Below are 23001 nucleotides of genomic sequence, written 5' to 3'. Positions count from 1 at the left end.
CACGTAACAGGAGTCATCATATCGCCTATCGATAGAACATAATCGATAGGGAGGGCGACATGGCCCAAAGAAGATCCATCAACGCTGCGGTAGGCATCCTGTTGGGCCTGGCCCTGACCACCGCGTGCGGCGGCAGCGGCGGGTTCGAGGCGGACTCGGCCGCCGACCCGGACTCGGGTGCCACCGGCACCGTACGGATGCTGGTGAACATCACACCGAACCTGACCAAGGGGTACTGGCGGGAGCTGGTCGCTCCCTTCGAGAAGGCCAACCCGGGAATCAAGGTGCAGATCGACTCGCCCACGGCCGCCGACGGCTCCGTGGACAGCACACTGCAGCAACTGCTGGCGGCGGGCAACGCCCCCGACGTCGTCGAGGGCTCGCACAACGACAAGGTCCTCCCCTATCTCAGGGACCTGTCCGACCTGAGCTGGGCGGCCGACGCGCCCATGGCGGACGCCCAGCGACTGGACGGCCACCTGTACGACGTGGCGATCGGACAGCAGGTCCAGTCCCTCGTCTTCTACAACAAGAAGGCCTTCGAGGAGGCCGGCATCGCCGAGCCGCCCGCCACCATGCAGGAACTGACGGCGGCGATGCGAAAGCTCAAGGCCGCCGGATACCTGCCCATGCAGACGGCCGGAGAGTGGGTCACGCAGGCACAGGTCATGATGCTCTTCGCCCCGACCGTCACCACCGGCGAGCCCGACTGGTTCAAGCAGGCCGCCGACGGCGGGCGTTCCCTGAGCACGGACCTCGGCCCGGCCATGAACCTGTACAAGGACTGGCTGGACAAGGGCTATCTCGACAAGCAGGCCCTGGGCACCAAGTACCCAGACGCGGAGACCGACTTCCTGTCCGGCAAGGCCGCGATGTACCCGATGGGCTGCTGGTTCGTGGCCGCCGAGGCACAGGCGAAGAAGGACTTCGAGGTCGGCGTCTTCCCCTCGCCCCAGCTCAACGACCCCTCCACCCCGAGGCTCTCGGTGACACCCGGGGCCAACTACCGCATCTTCAAGGCCGGCAAGCATCAGAAGGCCTCGGAGAAGCTCGTCGAGTTTCTGACCACCGACCGCGCCGCCGTGGCCGGTCAGCTCAAGCAGGACTCCTCGTTCCGCACCGGCTACCCGTACAAGCTCTCCCCGCTGGCCGACGAGGTGCAGGCACTCCTCGACAAGTCCGCCAGCCATCAGGCCATCGCGGGCAGCGGCGAGTACCAGATGCCGACCGGCTTCGAGGCCGAGCAGAACAAGCAGGTGCAGAGCCTCTACACCGGCGGCGACGCCGCCGACGGGCTGAAGAACCTGGACACGTGGCTGAAGGCGCACACGAGATGAGTCTGCCCACCACCACCCGGCCGGCGCGGGCCCTGCGCGACCTGTTCACCACCGCCCGCGGCCGGGACCGGCTGACGGGGCTGCTCATGACCGCTCCCGCGGTCGCGCTCTTCGTCGTCATGATGGTCGTGCCCCTGGTGCTGTCCGGCTATCTCAGCCTGACCGACTGGGACGGCTACACGGCACACCCCGCGATGGTGGGAATCGACCACTACCGCGCCCTCCTGAACGATCCGGAGGTCCGGCAGGCGGCCTGGATCACGGTGCTGCTGGCGGTGATCGGCACCCTCGCCGTCAACGCCGTGGGGCTCGCCCTGGCCCTCGCCATCTCCACTCCCAGCCGCACCAACACCGTGCTGCGGACCGTCTTCTTCTACCCGTACGTCATCAGCGCGCTGATCATCGGCTTCCTCTGGTCGGCGCTGCTGTCCACCAACGGCGCGGTCAACAGCGTGCTGCGCTCCGCCGGGCACGCCGGACTGCCGTTCCTGTCCCAGCCCGACTGGGCGCTGGCGAGCCTGATCGGAGTCGTGGTGTGGTCCGGCTTCGGCTTCACCCTCGTGCTGTACATCGCCGGACTGCACACCGTCCCCGCCTCGCTGCTCGAAGCCGCCCGGATCGACGGCGCCGGCCGGTGGCGGACCCTGCGCAATGTGACCCTGCCGATGATCGCGCCGGTCGTCACCGTCAACATCGTGCTGACCCTGGTGACCCTGCTGCGCTCCTACGACCTTGTCCTCTCCCTAACCGGAGGCGGTCCCGCGGGCTCCACCCAGACCGCGGCCTATCTGATCCTGGCCCAGTCGTTCCAGAACAACGCCCTGGGATACGGCTCCGCCCAGTCGATGGTGCTGACGGTGGTGACCGGTATCGCCGCACTGGCGATCACCTTCCTGCGGCGCCGCGCCGACGAGAGAGCGGGGGCCTGACCATGCCCACCGAACCCACCACCGGCCTTCGCCGGCCCGTCATCGGCCCGGTGGCCCCCGCCACTGCTCCGGACCAGCGACCGCAGCGCCCGGCGCCCGCCTCACGGACGCGACGGCGCGCAAGCGGCACCGTGCCGGGAACCTCGCTGTGGCGGCTGCCCCTGCTCCTCATGTCCGCCTCGTTCATGGTGATCCCGCTGTGGCTGCTGGTCGTCAACGCCTTCAAGTCGGAGCAGGACATCCGCGACTCCCCGTTCGGCCTGCCGCTGACCCGGCTGAGCCTGCGGCCCCTGCGCGACGCGTTCTCCAACCCGGACTTCGACGTCGTACGGGCCTACGGGATCACCCTGTTGTTCGTCCTGCTCGTCAACGTCCTGTCCCTGCTGGTGTCCGCCCCGGTGTCGTACGTGATCGCCCGCGGCACCACCCGGTGGCACACGGCGCTGCTGCTGCTCTTCGTCGCCGGCACGTTCGTCCCCAGCCAGGTGCTCCTGATCCCGGTGGTCTACGTCCTCAAGTACCTCGGGCTGATGGGCACCATCCCCGGCTTCGTGCTCTTCGAGACGGCGCTGACCCTGCCCGTGTCGGTGTTCCTGTACAGCGCCTACATCCGGACCATCCCCAGGGAGCTGGACCAGGCCGCGGCCGTGGACGGCCTGGGACGGCTGCGGACCTTCCAGCTCGTCGTGCTGCCGCTGATGCGTCCCATGGTGGCCACCGCCGTGATCCTGCACAGCCTCAGCGTGTGGAACGACTTCGCCAACCCGCAGATCATCCTCGGACCCGGCAGCGGCCTCTACACCGTCACCACCGGGGTGTACGCCGCGGTCGGCAAGTACTCGACGCACTACGCCGTGGTCTTCCCCAACCTGCTCCTGGCCGTCGCACCGGCACTCGCCTTCTTCGCGATCATGCAGCGGCACATCATCAGCGGCCTGACCTCCGGCGCCCTGAAGGGCTGACATGAGCGCACGACACGACATCCCCGCCACCGGGGCGAGGTCCGTCGGGACGTCCCCGTCCGGCAGCACGCCCCCCGAAACCCGCCCCGTCGAGATCACCGCCACCGTGCCCACCGGGCCGCCGCCCGCCTGGGCCGTGCTGCAACGCCACCTCTTCGACGAACTCGACGCGGCCTGGCGGCTGTTCAGCGACCGATACACCGGGCCCGACGGCCGGCTGCGCTTCTCCGGCACCATCCCCGACCGGGACGGCGCCGACGACTTCTACGAGGCGTTCTTCAACTGGCCCGCCCTGTATCGCCTGGGCGGCGCCGACGACCTGCTGCCCGCGGTCAAGCGCCACTGGGAAGGAGTCACCGCACAACTCACCGAACTGGGCCTGTACCGGAACGAGTTCGAGCGCGGCTACGACTGGTTCCACCAGGGCGAGGCCCTGCTGATGTTCTACGGCATCTGCGCCGCCGACCCCGCCGACCAGCGCTTCCGCGAGCGGGCCCGGCGCTTCGCCGAGCAGTACCTCCCGGGCAGCGCGACCGGCAACTACGACCCCGCCACCAGGACCCTGCGCTCCCCGCACAACGGCTCGGACGGCCCCCGGGCAGGCCTCGGCCCGCAATGGGACGACCGGTTCGGGCACGAGCAGCGGGGCATGCGCCCCTACGGGCTGCCCCTGCGCGACGTCCCCGGCATCACCTCCTGGGACGACCTGGCCGACGAGGCCAACGCCGTGCGGATGGGCCACGCGATGCGCGACCGGCTCGGCCGCGGCGACACCGCCGTCGACCTGGCCGCCACCGCGCTCGTCGTCAACGCCTGGTTGTACGACCACGACCCGCGCCTGGCGGACTGGGTCCTGGAATACGTCGACGCCTGGGGCGAGCGTGCGGCCGCCGTGGGCGCCATGCCCGACAACGTCGGACCCTCCGGTGAGGTCGGCGAGGACCACGGGGGCCGCTGGTACGGCGGCCACTACGGCTGGACCTGGCCGCACGGCGTGCACTCGATCGGCGCGGCGACGCTGGTCGGAGCCATCAGTGCCGGCATGCTCGGCCGCGCCGACGCCCGGCTGGACCTCGCCCGGCGGCCCCTGGACCAGGTCTGGGAGCAGCGTCGCACCGCCATGCCGTACGACACCGGCGCGACCCGCCGCCCCGGCTGGGCCCACGCCCTCGGCCTGGGTGAGGGACGTACCGTCAACGCGCTGCCGACCCGCATCGGCCCGGAGGGGTGGTTCGACCATCAACCCGCCCAGGTCGCCTACTGGACCTGGCTGTGGTGGTTCGGCATGCGCGACGAGGACCGCGCCCGTCTGGACCGGGTCCGCGAACACTCCGGCTACGACTGGCGGGAAGTGCACGCCTTTCGCGACAAGGAGGAGGCCGGGCACGAGGCGCCGTGGCTCGCCTATCTCGACGGCGACAACCCCGACTACCCCGAGCGGGCGCTGCGCATGGCTCTCGCCCAGGTCGCTCACCGCACCGCCCTGATGACGGCCGAGGACGCCGACACCGACGACCTCGACCTGCACAAGTGGCAGCGGGTGAATCCGGTGGTCACCGAGGTGCTCACCCAGCTGACGACCGGAGCGCCGCAGACCCTCTACAACGGCGGTCTGCCGCTCGCCCGGGTGCGCTACGACGACCTGGACGCCGCCCGCCCCGGACTCCCCTGGGACGTCGCCGCCCTCGTCGAACACCTCGACGCCGCCGGCACCACCGTGCAGTTGGTCAACCTCAGTACGGTGCACACGCGCCGGCTGCGGCTGCTCGCGGGCGGCTTCGGCGAGCACCTGATCACCGAGGTCCACTGGACCGGCGGCGGCGGACACTATCCCGGCGACTCGCATGACTACCACCTGCCGACCGGCCCGGAGACGGAGCACTCGGCGCCGGTCGACGACAACGGCCTCCACATCGTCCTGCCCCCGGGGCGCCGTATCCGACTGCGGCTGGACATGCGCCTCAACGCCCGCCCCTTCGCCCATCACACGTCCCCCACGACCTTCCGGAGAACCCGATGACCATGTCACTCCCCCGTCCCGCGGGCCACGAGGCCGACGGCGCCGCTGCCGCCGCCAAGCCCGTGTGGGACCTGCCCGTGCACGGTGAGCCCTGGGACCGCCCCGACGGCGAGCTGGTGAGGAGCCTGAACCGGGTCAGCTCCGCCACCGCCTGCGCCAAGCTCCACGAACTCGGCATCCGCCGCAGCTACCTGTCCGGTCCCACCGCCCTGGAACTCGGCAACAAGGTGACGGGCCCGGCCCGTACCCTCCAGTTCATGCCGCAGCGCGAGGACGTCGCCAGCGGCCTGGCCCAGGAGTACGTCGAGCGCAGCACGGCCCTGTGGGCGGTCCTCGAAGAGGTCCAGCCCGGCGACGTCCTCGTCGTCCAGGCCTACGGCAGCGCCTTCACCGGCTGCTTCGGCGACATGCTGGTGCGCTACTTCAAGCGCAAGGGCGGCGCCGGCATCGTCGTCGACGGGCGTATCCGGGACGCGCCCCGGGTCCGCGAACTCGGCGTCCCGATCTGGTGCACCGGCACCACCCCGCACTACGCCTCTCAGTCCGAGCTGTTCCCCTGGGCCTACGACGTGCCCGTGGCGGCCGGCGGAGTCCTCACCCTGCCCGGCGACCTCGTCGTCGCCGACGACGACGGCGCCGTGGTGGTCCCGGTGTCCAAGGCCCAGGAGATCGTCGACAGCGCCTCTGACCACGAGCAGTGGGAGGAGTTCAGCCGGATGCGCATCGACCAGGGCGCACGGCTGTCGGACTACTACCCCCTCAGCCCCGACAGCAGGAAGGAGTACGAGCAGTGGCGCGCCTCGAAGCGGTGACCCCGGCCGGCGGCCGACGGCTCGCCCTGCCCCGCTTCGGTCTCGGGTGCGCCCCGATCGGCAATCTCTACCGCGAGGTGGATCCCGACGTCGCCGCGGCCACCGTGCACGCCGCCGTCGACGGCGGGGCCACCCTGATCGACACGGCTCCGCTGTACGGCGACGGCCTGTCCGAGCGACGGGTCGGCAGGGCGCTGGCCACCGTGGACCGCGCCCGCTTCCAGCTGTCCACCAAGGTCGGATGGCAGGTCGCCGAAGGCACCGAGCCCCGGCACGCGTTCGGCCGCGACGACGTCCTGCGCAGCCTCGAAGCCAGCATGGAACGCCTCGGTGTCGACCGGTTCGACGTCGTGCACGTGCACGACCCTGAGGACCATCTCGACGACGCGGTACGGCACGCCGTGCCCACGCTGCTGAGCCTGCGGGACGAAGGAGTCGTCGGCGCGGTCGGCGCCGGGATGAACCACAGCGCGCCGCTCGCGGAGCTGGTGCGGCGCACCGACCTGGACGTGGTGCTGATCGCGGGCCGCTACACACTGCTGGAGCAGCCCGCCCTGGCCGACCTCCTGCCCCTGTGCGCCGAACGCGGCGTCGGGGTGATCGCCGGAGGCGTGTTCAACTCCGGGCTGCTGGCGGACCCCCGGCCCGGCGCTCCGTACCACTACCACCCCGCACCGGACGACGTGCTGCGGCGGGCGCTGGCGCTCAAAGCCGTCTGCGCACGGCACGGGGTGCCGCTGCGGGCCGCGGCCCAGCGGTTCCCGTTCGGACATCCCGCCGTGGTGTCCGTCGTCGTGGGCGCCGCTTCACCGCAGGAGGTGACAGGCAATCTCGAACTGGCCGGTCATCCGATCCCGGCCGCGATGTGGGCGGAGCTGCGCGAGGCGCACCTGCTCGACCCGGCCGCCCCGGTGCCGTGACAGCGGGGCGCCCGACCACGGGCAGACACAGGACCAGGACCGAGGACCGTGGGGAGAGAGCACATATGACAACGACCGGTTCCGCACTACCCGGAGCGATGCCCTTCGCCGGTCTCACCGCGCTGGTCACCGGCGGCGCCTCCGGGATCGGCCTGGCCACCGCCCGGCTGCTCACCGCCCAGGGCGCCCGCGTGGCCGTCCTGGACCTGTCCGAACCGGAAGCCGCCGACTTCGCGGCGGCCCTGCGCGCGGACATCCGCGACGACACCTCGGTGGTGGCCGCCGTCGACGGGGCGGTCTCCCGGCTCGGCGGACTCGACGTCGTGGTCAACAACGCGGGGATCGGGGCGCAGGGCGGCGTCGAGGACAACTCCGACGAGGAGTGGCACCGCGTCCTGGACACCAATGTCGTCGGCATGGTCCGGGTCACCCGGGCCGCGCTGCCCGCCCTGCGGGTCTCCCCGCACGCGGCGGTCGTCAACGTCGGCTCCATCGCGGCCACCGCCGGGCTGCCCCAGCGGGTGCTGTACTCGGCCGGCAAGGGCGCCGTGGTGGCGATGACCCGGGCCATGGCCGCCGACCTGCTCCCGGAGGGCATCCGGGTCAACGCGGTCAACCCCGGTACCGCGGACACGCCCTGGATCGGCCGGCTGCTGGGCCGGGCCGCCGATCCCGCCGCCGAGTACACCGCCCTGGCGGCCCGGCAGCCGCACGGCCGTCTGGTCGCCGCCGAGGAGGTCGCCGCCGCCATCGCCCACCTCGCCTCGCCGGCCGCCGGGTCCACCACGGGCACGTGCCTGGCCGTGGACGGCGGCATGGACGGTCTGCGGCCGCGCAGGCAGGGGTGAGCCGACTCCGTGCGCGTCGACGCCCATCATCATGTGTGGGACCTGGCGGTCCGTGACCTGCCGTGGACCCACGGCAGTCCGGTCCTGCACCGCACCTACACGGCCGACGACCTGCGTCCGGCGCTGCTGCGGAACGCGATCGACGCCACCGTCGTGGTGCAGACGTGTGCCGTGACCGAGGAGACCGTGGAACTGCTGGCCCTGGCCGCCGGGGACCCGCACACGAGCGCGGTCGTCGGCTGGGCCGACCTCACCGACCCGGCCGTCGCCGACCGCCTCGCCGCGCTGCGCGAGGGAACCGGCGGCCGGGCCCTGGTGGGCCTGCGACACCCGGTGACGGACGAGGCGGACCCGGACTGGCTCGCCCGGCCCGAAGTCCGCCGCGGGCTGGGCGCGGCCGCCGACGCGGGCCTCGTCCACGACCTGCTCGTCCGCCCGGACCAACTGCCGGCCGCGATACGAGCGGTACGGGAACTGCCCCAGGTCCGCTTCGTCCTGGACCACGCGGGCAATCCGGTGACCGACCCGGACGCGTTCGCCGTCTGGGCGGGTCACATGGCCGCTCTGGCGGTCTGCCCCAACGTCGCCGTCAAGCTGTCCGGTCTGGTGACCCGCACCACCGGGGATCCGGTCCGCGCGCTGCGCCCGTTCACCGATGTACTGCTGTCGGCCCTGGGTCCGCGGCGTCTCATGTACGGCTCGGACTGGCCGGTGTGCCTGCTGGCGGCCGGGTACGACGAGGTGCTCACCCTCGCCGAGACGCTCACCGCTGATCTCGGAACGGAGGAGAGCGAGGCGGTCTTCGGCACCACGGCGGCCCACTGGTACGGCATGGGCGCCTGAGCGTCGGCGTCGACTCAACGAGGTCCGGCGAGAGACCTGACTGCCGCCGCCTCGTGACGCACCGCCGTGAGGGTGGTGACCGCGACCCAGGCACTGTCGTGGACGACAGAGCCCACCACGACGCCCGCCGCACCGGTCACCTGGGGAACGGCGATGTTGAGCACGCGCAGTCGGTCGGCGCCGGCGGTGTCTCCGATCACCCCGTGAGGGCACCCAGTGACGCCACCGCACCGTAGGCGGGTTGCCCTGCGGCGATTCCGACCCGCCAGCGGCAGGGACGCGCGACGGACGCGCGGACCACGGCAGCCTGGTTCATGCCGGCCCGTCACAGCTCCTGATCCCCGAAGGGCAGCGCGTCCAGATCCCCGGCGAAGTCTCCCAGGGCCGGGAACACCAGTTCCAGGGCTTCGGAGGGGTCGTCGCGGGGGTTCTCGGCGCCGACGAGATCCTGCTCGGTCCAGATGCACTTTCCGTTCGCGGTGTAGCGCGTTCCCCAGCGCCGGGAGAGGGCCGTGATCAGTTGCAGTCCGCGGCCTCCCTCATCGGTGTCCGTCGCCCTGCGAATACGCGGCATCGTCAGGCTGCCGTCGTACACCTCGCAGATCAACTCGGTGTCGTACAGGAGTCGCAGACCGATGGTGCCCTTGGCGTGACGAACGACATTGCCTACGAGCTCGCTGACGAGGAGCTCGGTAGTGGGGATCAGGTGGTCCATCCCCCATGCGGCGAGTTGCTCGCGGACGTGTCGCCGTGCCAGACCGGCGGCCCTGGGATCGTCGCGAAGCGACCACCGGGCCATTTTCTCCTCGGGCGTGGCGTGCAGACGGGCGACGAGCAGTGCCGCGTCGTCAGCCGCCTGTTGGCCGACGGGGAGGAGACCGGCCGTGAGGGTGTCACAGAGCTGCTCCAGCTCGATGCCCGCACCCCCCTGACCCGCAGCGGCGCTGTACGCGGTGCTCAGCATGCGGGCGAGTGTCTCCATGCCCTGGTCCATCTCACGGGTGGACGATTCCACCAGCCCGTCGGTGTAGAGCACCAGGAGGCTGTCTTCCGGGACGGTCAACTCCACCGTCTCAAAAGGTGGTTTCGCCGCTCCGAGGGGAGGGTCGGGTGCCGCCTTCGGGAACTGCACCCGGCCGTCCGGCAGAACGACCGCCGGCGGCGGATGGCCTGCCCGCACGATGGAGCAGACGCGTGTGGTCGGGTCGTAGAGTGCGTACAGGCAGGTGACGTACGACTCCTCGTCCATGCCGCCCACGATGTCGTTGAGATGGCTCATGATCTCGTCGGGGGGCAGTTCGAGGCCGGCGAGGGTGTGGACCGCGGTACGCAGCCGGCCCATAGTCGCCGCCTCCGGCAGGCCGTGCCCCATCACGTCGCCCACCACGAGGGCCACTTGACCCCCCGAGAGCGGAATGATGTCGTACCAGTCGCCCCCCACGTCCATGCCCTGTCCAGCGGGGAGGTAACGAGCCGCCGCGGTGCACGCCGAGACGGAGGGGAGACCTCGTGGGAGCAGCCCGCGCTGGAGTTCGCGGGAACGGGTGTGCTCTGCGTCGTAGAGCTTCGCGCGTTCAAGGGACTGGGCTACGAGCGCGGTGATGGTGGTCAGCAGGGTGCGTTCGTCGTCGGTGAGGAGCCGGGGACGGTCGAAGGACAGGACGCAGACGCCGAACGTGACACCCGACGCCGTCAGCGGCAGGAACGCCCAGGACTGGTGGCCCGAAGGTTCCGGCAGCTCGGGGACGTCCGGTGAGTGCGCGGCGAGTTCCCCCACGGAGGACAGGAAGAGAGGAGTACCGGACGCTATGACGGCCCGGCGCGGGCCGCGGGACGACCGGGACAAACCCTCGGCAGCGTTGAGAAAGCCGTCGTCGTAACCGACCGCGCCCACCGTGTGCAGCGACTCGCCTTCCACCGTCTGCACCAGGAGCCCGACGGCCGCGAACGGTGCCAGCACTCGGGGGGCGAGGGCGTCCACGACGTCGCGGGACGTCGTGGCCTTGGCGAGTGCGGCGGTCAGCTTCGCGACATGTTCGGCGCGCTCGGACGCGGCACGCTCCGCCGCCTGCCGCTCCTCCTGGAGGCGCCGCTTCTGCGTGACGTCGGTGATGTACAGCGTCCGGCCGCCCGGACCGGGGACCAGCCGCAGGTGGTACCGACGGTCCTCGCGCATGCGCACGTCAAAACCGGCGGGTTCGTCCGCCTCGACGGTCTTGCGGAGCCGACTCTCCATGTCCGGTATCCGCCGCGTCGCGGGCAGGGCCCACGGAACCCGGCCCAGCAGGTCCTCCTCGGAGGAGCCCAGCAAGCGCTCCGCTTCCCGGTTGGCGAAAATGATCCGCCATTCGTCGTCGAACGCCAGAAATCCGTCGCTCATGTGACGCAGGGCGCGGCTGAGCGCGTCCCGGGCGGACCGGGACTCGTCGTTCTCCCAGCCCACGCCGGCCAACCGGACGGGTTCCCCGTGGTCGTCGTACGTCGCCCTGCCCCGCACCCGGACCCAGCCATAGGTGCCGTCCTGGCGGCGGACGCGGTACTCCGCCTCGTACACCGAGTGATCCCGGATCGCGCGCTCTGCGACGGCGAGTGTCGGTGCCAGGTCATCGGGATGGATGTTCTTCATCCAGTTCTCGATCCTGCCGACGAAATCCTCGGGTCTGGTGCCGAACACTTCCAGGGCGGCCGCGTCCCAGGCCAGACGCCCGGTACCGATGTCCCATTCCCATGAGCCGACACGGACCTCGTGAAGCGCGCGACGCAGGCGCTCACCGCTCGGCTCGGTGTGCGCGGGCCCGACGGCCGGAGGCGCCTGGGCCATGCGCTCCTCGGTCCAGGCCGACACGGCCCGCAGGAACTCCCACTGCTGCGGTGTAGGCGCTCCGCCGTCACTCATGACGACGGAGAGCGCTCCGATGCTGCGATCCCCGCCGGACAGGGGAACGGCTGCCAGGCCACCGACCTGAACCGGCCCCTCCCTCGGCATGGGAGCCCCGGTACCGGCGGGCGACCACACGCCCCCGCCCTCGTAAAGGGCCCGGGCCGGGGCCAGTGCGCCTTCTTGGTCGATGATCTCCCAGGGAAGCGTAACGGCCGGCGGCAGACCTACGGCCGAGACCAGCCGCAGCGCGGACATGGGGCCACGGAGATGGATCATTCCCCCCAGCCCGCCCAGCTCACCCACGGCGTGCTGGAGCGCCAGCCTGAAGATCTCACTCTCTGTAGCGCCAGGCCCCACGGTGCCGAGCAACGCAAGCCGTGCGTTCATGGTCCAAATCTTACCGCTTCTCCGGCGCTCATTGGTTGCGCGGCAGAGGGAAAAACATCGTTCCACACTGTCCTGCGGTCACCAACACGCTAGTTCGGCAGAAGAGTTGGTTCGGGGCACGTCGTCGAGGATGCGTCACTCACCTTCACCATTGGCCGACGGGTGAAGCAGTGCGGTTGTCGGGGCCGCTCGACTACGGCAGGTCGCAGCCCGGCGCGGGAGCGTCCTCGGACAGAGGCGCGCCGTGCGGCAGCACATACAGGACGTCGAGGACGACGTCGTTCGTACCGCGGTTCTGGCCGATGTGGACGTGGTCCGCGCCCGCCGGCTCCTTCAGGAAGCTGCCCTTCTTGTACACGCCGTCGGAGGCGCAGTTGCTGTCGAAGTGGCTGAGTGTGCCCTGCTTGACGTACGCGAACAGGGTGCCGTCGTGGTAGTGCCATCCGGTCGCCTGGCCGGCGGGGATGGTGATCTCACGCAGTACGTAGTCCCGGCCGCCCTCGGTCCACTGGGCCAGGATCGTGCCGCTGACACCGGGCCCGCCGGGCGTGGCCTGGGCGATACCCGGGGTCAGGGAGAGTCCGACGAGCGCGGTTCCTACCGCGGCTGCGCGTAGCGTGGTGCGCATGGTGATTCCCTTCGGGGTGATGAATGTGTGACCGGCCGCGGAATGTCAGCGACTCGTTCACAACACACTGTATTACTACGGTGTTTGACGCTGAACAGTGTGGAACCGTGAAGGCTTCGTCGCGGGACAGAGTCTTCCGTTCGCCGTGTCACAGACTCGCCCCTACTGTTACAGCTGCGCGACCCCTCCTGTTTCGGGGGTGACCCGCAGCGCGCCTCGGTGCCGAGGGGCGGTCTCGTGCGGACTCGGCGGGCGGTACGGAAGCGGATCGCGGCGCTAGGACCGGTCCTCGGGTGCCACGTACTCGAACGTCGGGCCGGCTGCCTGGCCGTCCTCGTCCTGGAGGGCCATCAGACCCTGCGCCTGTGCCTTGAGTGCGTACATGGTGCCCACGGACATCCCCAGCATCGCCGGGTTGCCGTTGAACGCCTGCTCCAGCATCTGAAGGATCTTGCAGTAGGTCTGGTTGAACGCCTCCTGCGCGGCTCGGATCGCGCTGCCCTCGGGGTGGTCCGCGAGCCGCGGGTTCGGCCGTACGGGACGAATGCCGGCCTCGTCCAGGGTCACCGGCTCGCCGGTGGGGCCGGAGTCGGGCGTGTCACCTGTCCGGTAACGCCGGCCCAGGGCGATTTCCTGGAAACGGTAGTAGTGGGAGACCGCCTGGTTCCCGGGATGGAACATGTCCGTGTCGCCGTCCCAGACCTCGACGCGGGACGCCCCCTCGCCCTGCTCGACGATCTCGTCGAGGGCGGCGAGCGCCGAGTTGAGGTCGGTGACCGGAGCGAGGTGCCCCGCCGTGTGAACGAAGGGGCCGCCGGCGACCTGACGGGCCGGGTCCCCGACGAATACCTGGTCCTCGCCCAGTTCGGCGCACAGGTACCGCAGTCCCTTCTCGATCGCGGCGTAGAACTGGCCGATCGTGTCGTAGTGGTCGCCCTCGGCCGGGTCTCCGGGGAGGGCGGGCTGTTCCAGACGCAGGAACAGCCTGAGCGCCTCCTGGCCGAACGGCAGGAGGGACAACTCGATGGACGGGTCGGCGTGCGGCATGGTCCGTGGATGGGGCGGCAGCATGTGGGGCGCGTCCAGGACGGGACGGCCACCGACCGCGTTGAGCAGGTTGGCTGCCAGCGCGAGGTGGATCATCTCTTCGACGAAGACGCCGCCGATCAGTTGCGCGGCGTCCGCGTTCCGCTCCGCGTCCAGGGAATAGAGGGCGGTCAGATACGGAGGCAACGTGGAGTGTTCGACCTCTATGGCCCACTGCAGGTGCCTGCGCAGGTCGTCCAGCGTCGTGATGCCGGTCGCCGATTCGTTGTCTAGCATTTCGGTCTGGTCCTGGGACATGGGGGGCTCACTTCGGACTCGTAGCTCAAGGGGACATCGGCCGCCGGGCATCGCGGAACCCGCGGAACGGGCGGCGCGCCCTTGGTGTCACCGCTTAGACCGCCGGAGTCGGGCATCTGTGACACGGACCAGGAATCTCGCAGGTATTGCACACTGTTGGCGAACGGCACATGTTCACTTCGATGCCCTGTGCACGTGAGATAGTGTCATTTCCGTCGGCCGGTGGTCTGCTGCCCACGGCTCCCGGCCCCGCTCCGTTGGCCGATCCCATGGCCCGGCCCCTGCCCGGGCTCCTCCGTCCCCCACGCGGGGAAGGTCTCCGAAAGGTGTGTCTCATGGCTGAGTTGTTCTACGACGCCGACGCCGACCTGTCCATCATCCAGGGCCGCAAGGTCGCGGTCATCGGTTACGGCAGCCAGGGCCACGCCCACGCGCTGTCGCTGCGCGACTCGGGTGTCGACGTCCGTGTCGGTCTGCACGAGGGCTCCAAGTCCAAGGCGAAGGCCGAGGAGCAGGGCCTGCGTGTCGTGTCGGTCGCCGAGGCCGCCGCCGAGGCCGACGTCATCATGGTGCTCATCCCGGATCCCCTCCAGGGTGACGTCTACGACAAGGACATCAAGGACAACCTCAAGGACGGCGACGCGCTGTTCTTCGGCCACGGCCTGAACATCCGCTACGGCTTCATCAAGCCCCCCGCCGGCGTGGACGTCTGCATGGTCGCCCCCAAGGGCCCGGGCCACCTGGTGCGCCGTCAGTACGAGGAGGGCCGCGGCGTCCCCTGCCTCGTGGCCGTGGAGCAGGACGCCACGGGCAAAGGTCTGGAGTTGGCCCTGTCGTACGCGAAGGGCATCGGAGGCACCCGCGCCGGCGTCATCAAGACGACCTTCACCGAGGAGACCGAGACCGACCTCTTCGGCGAGCAGGCCGTCCTCGCCGGCGGTGTCACCGCGCTGGTGAAGGCCGGCTTCGAGACGCTGACCGAGGCCGGCTACCAGCCGGAGATCGCGTACTTCGAGTGCCTGCACGAGCTGAAGCTGATCGTGGACCTCATGTACGAGGGCGGCCTGGAGAAGATGCGCTGGTCGATCTCCGAGACCGCCGAGTGGGGCGACTACGTCACCGGCCCGAGGATCATCACCGACGCCACCAAGGCGGAGATGAAGAAGGTCCTCGGCGAGATCCAGGACGGCACCTTCGCGCAGCAGTGGATGGACGAGTACCACGGCGGCCTGAAGAAGTACAACGAGTACAAGCAGCAGGACTCCGAGCACCTGCTGGAGACCACCGGCAGGGAGCTGCGCAAGCTCATGAGCTGGGTCGACGGAGAGGCATGACATGCCGGGAGGCCGGTGGGCGCGCCTCCGTGGCGGGCCCACCGGCCTCCCGGTCAGCCCGGGTCAGCCCATTTCCTCCAGGGCCTTGCCCTTGGTCTCCTTCACGAACTTGAGCACGAAGGGGATGGAGAGCGCGGCGAAGACGGTGTAGATCACGTACGTGCCGGAGAGGTTCCAGTCGGCCAGCGACGGGAAGCTCGCGGTGATGGCCCAGTTGGCGATCCACTGCGCACAGGCGGCCACGCCCAGGGCGGCGGCGCGGATCCGGTTGGGGAACATCTCGCCGAGGAAGACCCACACGACCACACCCCACGACAGGGCGAAGAAGAGCACGAAGACGTGGGCGGCGGTCAGGGCCACCCAGCCCTGGGCGGCCGGGAGCTTGCCGTCGACCAGGTCGAAGGAGAAGGCCCAGGCCTCCAGCGCCAGACCGATCACCATGCCGACGGAGCCGATCAGGGCGAGCGGCTTGCGGCCGACGCGGTCCACGAAGATCATCGCGATCACCGTGCCGACGATGTTGATGATCGACGTCGTGAACGAGTAGAAGAAGGAGTCCGTCGGGTCGACGCCGACCGACTGCCACAGCGTCGAGGAGTAGTAGAACGCGACGTTGATGCCGACGAACTGCTGGAAGACCGACAGGCCGATGCCGATCCAGACGATCGGCTTGAAGAAGAAGCTGCCGCCGAGCAGTTCCTTGAAGCCGGCCTTCTCCTCGCGGTGCATCGCGTGCTCCATCTCGGCGATGCGGGCGTCGAAGTCCACGTCCTCGCCCTCGACCTCTTCGAGGATCCGCTGGGCCTGCTGGCGCTTGCCGACCGAGATCAAAAAGCGGGGGGACTCCGGGATGGCGAAGGACAGCAGGCCGTACAGGACGGCCGGGATCACCATGACGCCGAGCATGACCTGCCAGGCCTCCAGGCCCATCAGCTCACCGCGCTGGTCACCGCCGACCGCGTTCAGCAGACCCCAGTTGACCAGCTGGGAGACGGCGATGCCGATGACGATCGCGGCCTGCTGGAAGGAGCCGAGCCGGCCGCGGTAGGCGGGCGGGGACACCTCGGCGATGTAGGCGGGGCCGATCACCGAGGCCATACCGATGGCGAAGCCACCGATGACGCGCCACATGGCGAGGTCCCACAGCGCGAAGGGCAGTGCGGAGCCGATGGCGCTGACGGTGAACAGGACCGCCGCGATCTGCATGCAGCGGATACGGCCGATGCGGTCGGCGATGCGCCCCGCGGTCGCGGCGCCGACGGCACAGCCGATCAGCGCGATCGCGATGACCTGGGCCAGCACCGCGGAACCGACGTCGTAGCGGTCCCGGATCGCCTCGACCGCACCGTTGATCACGGAACTGTCGTAACCGAACAGGAAACCGCCCATCGCGGCCGCCGCCGCGATGAAGATGACGTGCCCGAGATGATCGGGATGAGCCGTCCTGGCTCCTGAACTGGGCTCCTGCGATGTGCTGGCCACGTGAACTCCTCGGGCTACCGGCTCCGGGCCGGGTCAGGTAGGGGTGAACTCTCGTCCCTGTAGACCGACTTCGCCCGACCGATGTGACACTTATATGCCGTTTTGCACGGGAGTGCGCTTCATCCGCGCCCATGCCTCGGTGGAAGCTCAGCGCCAGTAGTCGCTCAATCGGTCGGTGCGGGACAGTTCACGCTGCTCCCGCGGGGTCAACGGGCGCGGGGTGGCGACCGCTTCGACGGCCTTGACCGCGCCCTCGCTCAGTACTCCCCCGGCGCGCAGTTCCTCGAGCAGCCGGGACAGGGCGTCGGTGTGCGCCGCGACCTGCTCCAGGGCCCGGTCCAGCCGCGGCCGGGCTGCGAGGTCCAGCGCGGAGGGCGGCGTTTCGGGACTGCCCTCGTCGCCGACGAGTTCCAGGAGGTGGCGTCGGCCGCCCTCCTCGGCCCGCTGCCACACGCAGCGTCCGAAGCGCATGCGCACCGGTGTGTCGCTGATGCCCCGGCGCGTGACGTCGTACCAGGCACCGGGCTTCCTGAGGAGTTCTTCCAGGTGCTCGTCGTCCTCACCGCTCAGCTCCGCGACGACCGTCACCGTGATGGTGTCCTCGTCGGCCCGTTCCCTGTACATGCCCGGGACGATGCGCAGTCCCCCGACCTCGAGAGCTTCGGCATTCGGGATCTCGACCTCCTGGATCTCGATCCGGTAGACGTAGATCTCGGGCCGGCGGCCCTGGGAGGACACGGTCCAGCCCTCCGCGACGCGCCACGCCGCGTCGCTCCCTTGCAGGTGGTCTCCGTCCGGCGTGGCAGCCGCCTTGAGCTCGGCGTCCAGTTCCTGGTGCCGCTCGTCGGGTACCTGCAGTTGCAGGGCGTACCGGCGAAGGGGCCGACCGCTGTGGACGGAGGTGACGGGAGGCAGTTCGGCGGCCGTGATCTCGCGGAACGCGCCGAGCAGCGTGAGGTTGAGGGTCGTCATCAGCGGTTCTCCGTCGTGTCGTTCGTGTCGTCGGGGTCAGGAGGTGCTGTCCGGCGCGGGCCGGCCGGCGAACCAATCCCGGTAGGTGGTGCGCGCGATGAAGGCGCCGGGGCCCGGCAGCAGGTCCCGGGGCCGGAGCCGCGCGCCGTAGAAGGGGCTGCGGGCGTCAGTACGGACCCGCCGGTACTCCGCATCCGTCAGCAGGGCCGTGCGCACGAACGCGTCCAGCCGGAACTGCTCGGGACCCGCGATCTCACGGACTCCGTTCAGAGGCCGTGTCACGGCGGTGTGCGCCAGCAGCGTCGCCACGTCGGTGAGGGAGACCGGGCGCACCTCGGCAGGCGGAACCCACACGACCCAGTCCTCGGTGGCCGCCGTCGCGATGTCTTCCGCAGCGTCGAAGGTCTGTGTGGCGCGAAGGATGGAGTACGGGATCCCGGACCGCCGGACCATGGCCTCCCGGTTCCTCAGCGCCCGGAAGACACCCTCATTGCCGATACGGTCCACGCCGACCACGGAGAGGCACACATGGTGAAGGACGCCGGCGGCGGCTCCGGCCCTGAGGAGTGCACCGGTGGATCGGGCCCAGGAGTCCACGAGGGCCACCTCGTCCACGACCAGACCGTGGTTCTCCGAGAGGGTGCCGATGCCGGCGGACGGCTGATGGGCGAGGTCGACCACCACGGAACAGCCGCGCAGCGCCTCCGCGACCTCGTCGGAGGTGGCGGCGTGCGTGTTGTCAGGGGCCTGGACGAGGGCGACCTCATGTCCGTGGTCCCTGACCCAGAGCGCGGTCTCGACGCCCATGAGGCCTCCACCGTCGACCACCACGACCTTCATACGAGTGACCCTCCTGAACTTGTGCCACCGACCGGACTGCGCGAGCAGCCGCGGGACGGTGTCGGTGCGTCCGCCGGCGGTCGGCTGAGCGTTTGACCGGTCTAGCGGCCGTTGTGTGACACGGCGTACGCCCCGGTGGGCGATGGCTCACACTGAGCAGAACGACATCACGATATGAAGGGAACAGTGTCAATGGTGGACTTGACCAGCGCGGCCGGTAAGTCGCACGACACGGTGCGGATCCAGGAAGACGGAGCGGCCTCCCCAGCCATGGAGTCCGTGTTCGCCAACTTCCGCCAGTACCTCATGGGATGGGGCGCCTCGGACCGCCCGGACCTCGGTGTCGACCGGTTTCGCAGCGGTCTGGCGACCCCGCAGTTCAACGGCGTGGTGCGCGTCCGCGCCGCGGCCGGGACGGACGTGGCGGCCGTCCGCAGGGAGCTGGCGGGGGTCCCGTGGTGGTGGTGGGTGGGACCGGACAGTCCCGAGGACACCGCGGATGTCCTGCGGCACCACGGTGGACGGCAGCTCACGGTCATGCCCGTGATGGTGAGGCCCCTCGGCGACCCGGTCGCCGGGAACGACCGGCCGGACGACGCGCGTGTCAGGTCCGGCCTGAGCGTGGAGCCGGTGCGGGACGGCAGGCGGCTGCGGGAACTCGTACGGACGTACCGGACGTCTATGGGTATCGGCCCGGGGCCGGAGGCCGGAATGGTACGCGCCGAGTCGCAGCGTGGGGACAACGCGGACATCGTCCGGCTGGCCGCGGTGCTGGACGGCCGGGTGGTCGGGACGACCGTCCTGATCACCGCGCATTCCGTGGCCGGGATCTTTCTCGTGCACGTGGCCGAGGAGCTTCGTCGACAGGGGGTCGCGACGGCGTTGACGGCCGCCGCGCTCCGGGTGGGGCGCGAGCGCGGGATGCGCTTCGCCGCGCTCGTGGCCAGCCCCGCCGGGGAGCCCTTGTACCGGCGGTTCGGCTTCGCCTCGGTGTACCGGTACCGCCTCTTCGACTTCCCGGGCTGAACCGGGACGAGGCCCGTGAAGAGGCGGCTGTTCCGCGGCGAGCCGCACGTATCCCGGTCCGGTCGCAGGACTGGCGCGGCGCACGGCGGAGACCAGCGACGCGCCGTGGTCGTCGTCGCCGGATCTGCTGCCGCCGTCCCGGGGGAGCCAGATGGCCGTGGCTCCGACACGGGTGGTCAGGGGCAGCACAGCGGAGGCATCGGTCATGCTGACGTCAGCGTGGGCCGTCGCCGTGCGGGGGCCGCACATGGCCGAGCGCGGGGCCGACCTGAACACATCGACACGCGGCGGGCAGACAAGCGATTCTCAGCCCAACCACCGCTGCCGCTTGAGGGTGAAGGTCCACAGAACCGCCTTCGCCGGGATCATCGGCGATCCACCGGCCGACTTCGCCGGAGACGACCACAGGAGCGACACCATGTCACGTGGATCGGCCCCGCCGCGCCCCGACAATGCGAAGGCGAGCCCTCTCGTCCGTGCGGCTGACGACGGACGTCGAGCCCGGTGGACCGGGACCGCGGTACCGCCCTGTGTCCGGAGCCGACCGGACGCGCCGCTCGTCAGATGAGTTCCAGGCCGCCGTCGACGGTGATCACCTGGCCGGTCGCATGGCGTCCCGCCGGGTCCGCCATGCGCAGGATCCAGTGAGCCACCTCGTCCGCCTGCGCGATGTGGTGGGTCGGGATGCGGTCGCGCTCATAGGCGTACATGTCGTTGGCCGCCTCCGGTGTCAGACCGGCGTGCAGCATGACGTCGGTGCGAGTGGGGCCGGGAGCGACCGAGTTGACCCGGACACCCTCGCCGGCCAGCTCCAGTGCCCAGCTCCGCGTCATCTGCTCGATGGCGGCCTTGGTGGCCGAGTAGTGCGCACCCCCCGCCATCGGGCGGTGCCCGTAGGTGCTGGAGAGGTTGATGATCGACCCCGAGGTCCGGCGCAGGTGCGGCAGGGCTTCGCGAGCCAGCAGACTGGGCGCGACGACGTTGAGCGCCAGCAGATCGACGATCGTCTGCTTGTCGGCCTCCGCCAGCGGCATGACCGCTGTCGCACCGGCGTTGTTGATCAGGTGGTCGAGGCGTCCCCACCGCTCCACGGCGGCGCCCACCACCGTGGCGGGCGCGTCGTCGTCGCAGATGTCGATGGCCATGACCTCGATGTTGGCGTGGGCCGCGGCGGTCTCCTTCAGGAGCGCCTCACGGCGGCCCACTCCGAGGACGTGCGCCCCCGACTCGGCGAAGGCCACGGCGGTGGCTCGGCCGATGCCGGTGCCAGCGCCGGTGACGATCACGACGTGACCGGAGAACGTGTCACGGGAGTGGTTCGGGGACATGAAGGCTCCTTGTTCGATGTTCGTTGTACATAAAACACTATGTGACAGCGTTGATGAAGTAGTCAAATGGGGAGGTGGCGGCGGCCGGACGCGGAGGGTGTGCATGACGTGGCCCGCACCCCCGCACAGTCGCAATCATGTTCATGACAATTCAAGGGTGCGGTCCGATCGGCTCCGGTGCGGCGGGGAGTGCTCTACGCGGTCACGTCCGCTCGCCCCGCTCGGTCACGTGTCCTCCGACGTGGTCGGCGTCGGCCGCGGACAGCAGGGCCGGCAGCAGGCCGGGGAAGCGGCTCTCCAGGGCGTCACCTCGCAGCTTCACGAAACAGCGCGTGCCCTCCTGGCGGGTCTGGGTCACGCCTGCCTCACGCAGCATCTTGAGGTGATGGCTCAGCGTGGACTTGGCGACGGGAGCACTGAACTGCCCCCACCCTCTCTCGGCGCCGTCGGACAGGATCCGGACGATCCCCAGCCGCGTCGGATCACTGAGCACCCCGAGGAGGCGGGGCAGGGAGATCTCATTGTCCGCGGGTGACGCGTGATGGTCCTGCATACGGCCATGCTACCGAACGTTCGACTCCTGTCGAACATGGGTGCCCGCATCGTCGTTCCCCTCTCCACGCAGGTAGCGGAGCAGTTCCTTGTCCGTCTCCTCGACGTGGAGCTGGCGCACCACCTCCTCGACCGCCTGGCTCAGCAGGGGAGATCCCAGCCGCAACACGTCGTGCGCGACCGCGGTGAGTTCGATCTCGATGCTCCGGCGGTCGTTGGACGCCGTGTGCGTGGTGATCAGGCCGCGTTCCTGCAGGCGTGTGACCAGGCGGCTGGTGGCGGACTGGCTCAGCCCCGTCCCGTTGGCCAGGTCGCTCAGATAGAGCAGTCCCGTACCGGCCGCCACTCCCTCGTTCAACGTGCGCAGGGCGTAGAACTCGCTCACGCCGAGACCCAGCTGCCGGTGCAGGTGTCGCTCCATACGGGCCTCGATCCGGCGGTGGACTCGGGTCAGCCTGTTCCACTGTGTGATCAGCCTGGCGTCGTCGCTCATGGATGGTGGCCTTCCTGCTGTCCCCGGTGCCCGACTGGTCGGTGCCCGGCGCTCTCCCTGCGCGACGGCGCGGCAGGTGAGCACCCGCCGGCCCGCACAAGGAAGACAAGACGGAGGCCTCGGATGTGACAGCAGGGGGCCGGACGGATCCGGTGGCGCCGTCTCGCCTGCCCCGGCCGGAGCGAACCTGGCCCGCCGCTCGCCGTCACGCCGCTTGACGGGCCGGGACGTGCGCCGGGCGGGCCGGTCTGCGGGACGACGGCGCCGTGCGGCGCACCCGCTCCTCGGGGATGAGCAGTCGTACGAGACCGTCCAGGTCGCCGGTGTCGGCGGCGGTCCGGAACGCGGTGACGAGACGACGGTGCGACTCGGTAGGGATCGGCCGCTCGCGCTCGCTGTCGAGACGGGCCTGGGCGCGGTGCACCACCACGCGTGCGTTCGGTGCACTGATCCGCAGCAGCTGCGCGAGCTCCGTATAGGTGTAGTCGAAGCCCTTTCGCAGTACATAGGCGGCCAGCCGGTCCGGCGTCAGCCTGGCCATGAGGAGGGCCAGGGCCGACTCGATCGCCGCGGTCCGTTCGGCGCAGAGCATGGGGTCGTCGGACGAGGCAAGGTCACCGAGGTCGGCGAAACGTGGTTCGGCCGGCATCTCGTGCCGGCGCCGCCCCGACTGGATCACGTTGATCGCCAGGCGGGTCGTGGTCGTGGTCAGGAACGCGACCGGGTTCTTGACCTCCGCGCGGTCGGTGAGCTGCCAGCGTACCCACGCCTCCTGGACCACGTCCTCGGCCCCCGCGGCGTCCCCCACGATCCGGTAGGCGATGCGGAAAAGTCGGTTCCGTTGGGTCAGGAAAACGTGGAGGGCGGTGTCCAGGTCACCCTCGGCAGGCCTGGCGGCCAGGGTGCCGGCCGGCGTGGTGGTCTCCGGAATGGGCGCGGACATCGGGACTCCTTCGGCTGAACGGACGCCCCTTCAGGGGCGATGGGTCCACCCTCCGTCCGGGGCACCCTCCATCGCGCCCTTGTTGTCCGTAGTCGAGTCCGTGGGGTCCCGGGGGCCACG

Annotated in this window: 21 protein-coding genes; 10 read left to right on the top strand and 11 right to left on the bottom strand. The window is 70.1% G+C overall.

What is annotated here, in order from left to right; translation table 11 throughout:
- The first annotated feature begins 59 nt into the window (after nucleotides 1-59).
- The 8 genes from ACFV46_RS06885 (at nucleotide 60) to ACFV46_RS06850 (ending at nucleotide 8671) form a co-directional block, all read left to right on the top strand.
- The gene (locus ACFV46_RS06885; protein WP_385497274.1) at nucleotides 60-1337 is read left to right on the top strand and encodes an ABC transporter substrate-binding protein; all 1278 of its coding nucleotides are present in this window, start codon (nucleotides 60-62) and stop codon (nucleotides 1335-1337) included.
- Entirely contained in the window at nucleotides 1334-2266 is a 933-nt protein-coding gene (locus ACFV46_RS06880; RefSeq protein WP_385497273.1) for a carbohydrate ABC transporter permease, read from the top strand. Before ACFV46_RS06885 ends, ACFV46_RS06880 begins: the two co-directional genes overlap by 4 nt.
- A 2-nt stretch (nucleotides 2267-2268) precedes the next feature.
- Nucleotides 2269-3228, top strand: a complete 960-nt coding sequence (locus tag ACFV46_RS06875; RefSeq protein WP_385497272.1) for a carbohydrate ABC transporter permease — start codon at nucleotides 2269-2271, stop codon at nucleotides 3226-3228.
- 1 nt (nucleotide 3229) lies between these two features.
- The gene (locus ACFV46_RS06870) at nucleotides 3230-5248 is read left to right on the top strand and encodes a hypothetical protein (protein WP_385497271.1); all 2019 of its coding nucleotides are present in this window, start codon (nucleotides 3230-3232) and stop codon (nucleotides 5246-5248) included.
- Nucleotides 5245-6060 carry a ribonuclease activity regulator RraA gene (locus ACFV46_RS06865; RefSeq protein WP_385497270.1) on the top strand — a complete coding sequence of 272 codons (816 nt, stop codon included), beginning with the start codon at nucleotides 5245-5247 and terminating at the stop codon, nucleotides 6058-6060. The genes ACFV46_RS06870 and ACFV46_RS06865 overlap by 4 nt, the downstream gene beginning before the upstream one ends.
- Nucleotides 6039-6980, top strand: a complete 942-nt coding sequence (locus ACFV46_RS06860; protein ID WP_361936793.1) for an aldo/keto reductase — start codon at nucleotides 6039-6041, stop codon at nucleotides 6978-6980. The genes ACFV46_RS06865 and ACFV46_RS06860 overlap by 22 nt, the downstream gene beginning before the upstream one ends.
- A 65-nt stretch (nucleotides 6981-7045) precedes the next feature.
- On the top strand, nucleotides 7046-7828 hold the full coding sequence (locus tag ACFV46_RS06855; protein WP_385497268.1) for an SDR family NAD(P)-dependent oxidoreductase: 783 nt from the start codon (nucleotides 7046-7048) through the stop codon (nucleotides 7826-7828).
- 9 nt (nucleotides 7829-7837) lie between these two features.
- Nucleotides 7838-8671: an amidohydrolase family protein gene (locus ACFV46_RS06850; protein ID WP_385497267.1), complete on the top strand. Its 834-nt coding sequence runs from the start codon at nucleotides 7838-7840 to the stop codon at nucleotides 8669-8671.
- A 14-nt stretch (nucleotides 8672-8685) separates the two neighbouring features.
- Here ACFV46_RS06850 and ACFV46_RS06845 read toward each other — a convergent pair whose 3' ends face one another.
- The 4 genes from ACFV46_RS06845 to ACFV46_RS06830 all read right to left on the bottom strand — a co-directional run bounded on the left by ACFV46_RS06845 (nucleotide 8686) and on the right by ACFV46_RS06830 (nucleotide 13890).
- The gene (locus tag ACFV46_RS06845) at nucleotides 8686-8871 is read right to left on the bottom strand and encodes a hypothetical protein (RefSeq protein WP_385497266.1); all 186 of its coding nucleotides are present in this window, start codon (nucleotides 8869-8871) and stop codon (nucleotides 8686-8688) included.
- 125 nt (nucleotides 8872-8996) lie between these two features.
- Nucleotides 8997-11939 (bottom strand): SpoIIE family protein phosphatase, encoded by a 2943-nt coding sequence (locus tag ACFV46_RS06840; RefSeq protein WP_361936785.1) that lies wholly within the window; start codon nucleotides 11937-11939, stop codon nucleotides 8997-8999.
- Nucleotides 11940-12132: 193 nt separating this feature from the next.
- Nucleotides 12133-12567: a cupin domain-containing protein gene (locus ACFV46_RS06835; protein ID WP_161378384.1), complete on the bottom strand. Its 435-nt coding sequence runs from the start codon at nucleotides 12565-12567 to the stop codon at nucleotides 12133-12135.
- A gap of 276 nt (nucleotides 12568-12843) precedes the next feature.
- Nucleotides 12844-13890, bottom strand: a complete 1047-nt coding sequence (locus tag ACFV46_RS06830) for a ferritin-like protein (RefSeq protein WP_385497265.1) — start codon at nucleotides 13888-13890, stop codon at nucleotides 12844-12846.
- A 356-nt stretch (nucleotides 13891-14246) separates the two neighbouring features.
- Here ACFV46_RS06830 and ilvC point away from each other — a divergent pair, with 356 nt between their 5' ends.
- A complete protein-coding gene (gene ilvC, locus ACFV46_RS06825; RefSeq protein ID WP_385497264.1) occupies nucleotides 14247-15245 on the top strand; it encodes a ketol-acid reductoisomerase in 999 nt (332 codons plus the stop codon).
- Between the two features lie 63 nt (nucleotides 15246-15308).
- Here ilvC and ACFV46_RS06820 read toward each other — a convergent pair whose 3' ends face one another.
- The 3 genes from ACFV46_RS06820 to ACFV46_RS06810 form a co-directional block, all read right to left on the bottom strand.
- The gene (locus tag ACFV46_RS06820) at nucleotides 15309-16727 is read right to left on the bottom strand and encodes a sugar porter family MFS transporter (RefSeq protein WP_385497262.1); all 1419 of its coding nucleotides are present in this window, start codon (nucleotides 16725-16727) and stop codon (nucleotides 15309-15311) included.
- A 147-nt stretch (nucleotides 16728-16874) separates the two neighbouring features.
- Nucleotides 16875-17699: a hypothetical protein gene (locus ACFV46_RS06815; protein WP_361937153.1), complete on the bottom strand. Its 825-nt coding sequence runs from the start codon at nucleotides 17697-17699 to the stop codon at nucleotides 16875-16877.
- A 36-nt stretch (nucleotides 17700-17735) separates the two neighbouring features.
- Nucleotides 17736-18539, bottom strand: a complete 804-nt coding sequence (locus tag ACFV46_RS06810; RefSeq protein WP_361937154.1) for a hypothetical protein — start codon at nucleotides 18537-18539, stop codon at nucleotides 17736-17738.
- A gap of 192 nt (nucleotides 18540-18731) precedes the next feature.
- Between ACFV46_RS06810 and ACFV46_RS06805 the strand changes: the two genes are divergently transcribed.
- Nucleotides 18732-19565 carry a GNAT family N-acetyltransferase gene (locus ACFV46_RS06805; protein WP_385497261.1) on the top strand — a complete coding sequence of 278 codons (834 nt, stop codon included), beginning with the start codon at nucleotides 18732-18734 and terminating at the stop codon, nucleotides 19563-19565.
- A 560-nt stretch (nucleotides 19566-20125) separates the two neighbouring features.
- Here ACFV46_RS06805 and ACFV46_RS06800 read toward each other — a convergent pair.
- The 4 genes from ACFV46_RS06800 to ACFV46_RS06785 form a co-directional block, all read right to left on the bottom strand.
- Nucleotides 20126-20893 (bottom strand): SDR family oxidoreductase, encoded by a 768-nt coding sequence (locus ACFV46_RS06800; RefSeq protein ID WP_361937158.1) that lies wholly within the window; start codon nucleotides 20891-20893, stop codon nucleotides 20126-20128.
- Nucleotides 20894-21095: 202 nt separating this feature from the next.
- The gene (locus tag ACFV46_RS06795) at nucleotides 21096-21446 is read right to left on the bottom strand and encodes an ArsR/SmtB family transcription factor (protein ID WP_385497260.1); all 351 of its coding nucleotides are present in this window, start codon (nucleotides 21444-21446) and stop codon (nucleotides 21096-21098) included.
- A 9-nt stretch (nucleotides 21447-21455) separates the two neighbouring features.
- Nucleotides 21456-21938 carry a MarR family winged helix-turn-helix transcriptional regulator gene (locus tag ACFV46_RS06790; RefSeq protein WP_006131850.1) on the bottom strand — a complete coding sequence of 161 codons (483 nt, stop codon included), beginning with the start codon at nucleotides 21936-21938 and terminating at the stop codon, nucleotides 21456-21458.
- A 205-nt stretch (nucleotides 21939-22143) separates the two neighbouring features.
- Nucleotides 22144-22881: a sigma factor gene (locus ACFV46_RS06785; RefSeq protein WP_385497258.1), complete on the bottom strand. Its 738-nt coding sequence runs from the start codon at nucleotides 22879-22881 to the stop codon at nucleotides 22144-22146.
- Between the last annotated feature and the right edge of the window lie 120 nt (nucleotides 22882-23001).

Origin of the sequence: Streptomyces sp. NPDC059852 (assembly GCF_042731455.1) — a bacterium.
In the GTDB taxonomy this organism is placed as follows: Bacteria; Actinomycetota; Actinomycetes; order Streptomycetales; family Streptomycetaceae; genus Streptomyces.
The sequence above is the reverse complement of the archived record's forward strand: the minus strand, read 5'-3'. Positions and strand labels throughout refer to the sequence as shown.